Source organism: Pseudomonas fluorescens, from assembly GCF_902497625.1.
GTDB lineage: Bacteria > Pseudomonadota > Gammaproteobacteria > Pseudomonadales > Pseudomonadaceae > Aquipseudomonas > Aquipseudomonas fluorescens_BQ.
Map to the genome: position 1 here is coordinate 1 of NZ_CABVGX010000115.1, position 1,578 is coordinate 1,578.

At 61.3% G+C, this 1,578-nt stretch carries 1 protein-coding gene and 1 pseudogene; both read right to left on the bottom strand.

From position 1 onward, the window contains the following. Window positions 1-48 precede the first annotated feature (48 nt). Window positions 49-687 carry a TetR/AcrR family transcriptional regulator gene (locus F8N12_RS27490; protein ID WP_150580038.1) on the bottom strand — a complete coding sequence of 213 codons (639 nt, stop codon included), beginning with the start codon at window positions 685-687 and terminating at the stop codon, window positions 49-51. Between the two features lie 398 nt (window positions 688-1,085). Further along, a pseudogene (locus F8N12_RS27495) lies at window positions 1,086-1,578 on the bottom strand (glutamine synthetase); the annotation flags it as partial.

The following is a 1,578-nucleotide window of genomic DNA, read 5'->3' on the forward strand; positions in this document are numbered from 1 at the left end:
GTGGGAGCGAGCCTGCTCGCGATGACGCCGTAGGAGCCGCCACGCAGATCAGGTTGAAACCGTGCGCTTTGGCAGATACGGCGGCAGATAGAGCCCAAGGTACGCATCAAACACCCGCATCCCTTCTTCTGCCATGCGCGGGGTAATCTGTCCGTGCTGCTGCACCGAGCGCGCGTACACCCGATCCCCTAGCTCCATGGCCAGCGCAAACACATCGACATCGGTCGGCAGTTTCGGCAGTTCGAAATGGTGATCGAACAGCTTGTGCATCAAATCGCCCAGTTCAATGTCGTGCTGACGGTCGGCCTGAGTCACTTCGGTCAAGCCATGCTGGGCGAGGATCAACTGCCGCGCGGCGGCATCTCCTTCGTAAATCTCCAGCATGCGCTGTTCGACCAGGCGCGAGAGGTCGTGCCAGTTGCGCAGCGCATCGTGATCGATGGGTGCTTGCAGACAGGCGCGGAAAGCGCCGTGAACGTCGGCGGTCAGCGCTTCGAGCAGGGCCGGAACGCTCGCGAAAAAGTGGTAGACGGAGGAGGGCGGAATCTCCGCGCGCTCGGCTACGCTGTAAATCGACAGGCTGGCCACGCCCTCGGCCGCCAGCAGCGTGCGCGCGGCGTCGAGTATCGAATCGATCCGCGCCTGACTGCGGGCGCGGGGTTTGCGAACGGTGGCGATGCGCGTCATTGGAGACTCCTGCGGGGGCAGGGGGCATTGTACGCAGAGCGCAGAGATGTTCCACATCCCCTGTGCCGGGGGGTCTTATTGGTGAAGGGGTTTCGCTGTGGTGAGGGAGTTCTTTGTGGTGAGGGGGGTTCGCTGTAGTGAGGAGTTCTTTGTGGTGAGGGGGTCTACCTGTGGCGAGGGGGTTTACCCCCGTAGGAGTGCGCAGCGCTCCCTCTATAGTCCATTCTGGTCAGTCAGGCATACCGCGTTGACTGTTCATGGGAGCGCTGCGCACTCCAACGGGGGTAAAGCCCCTCGCCACAGGGATTGAGTGCTGACCATGGTTAGAAGGTCTATCTGAGCCATAAAAAAACGCCGCAGGCTGTGAGGCCGGCGACGTTCTTTTTTACTGCACCCGCTTACACGGTGTGCAGGTACCAGTTGTATTCAAGGTCGGAGATGGAGTGTTCGAACTCCTCCAGCTCACTTTCCTTGCAGGCCACGAAGATATCGATGTATTTCGGATCGATATATTTGGCCATGACTTCGCTGTCGTCCAGCTCGCGCAATGCGTCGCGCAGGTTGTTCGGCAGGCTCTGCTCGTTCTGCTCGTAGCTGTTGCCTTCCACAGGCGCGCCCGGTTCGATCTTGTTGGTCAAACCGTGGTGAATACCGGCCAGCACGGACGCCATCAGCAAGTACGGGTTGGCATCCGCGCCGGCAACGCGATGCTCGATGCGCACCGAATCCGGCGAACCGGTCGGCACTCGCACCGCAACGGTACGGTTGTCGATGCCCCAGCTCGGCGAGTTCGGCACATAGAACTGCGCGCCGAAGCGGCGGTACGAGTTGACGTTCGGGCAGAGGAAGGCCATCTGTGCCGGCAGGGTCTCGAGCACACCGCCGATCGCG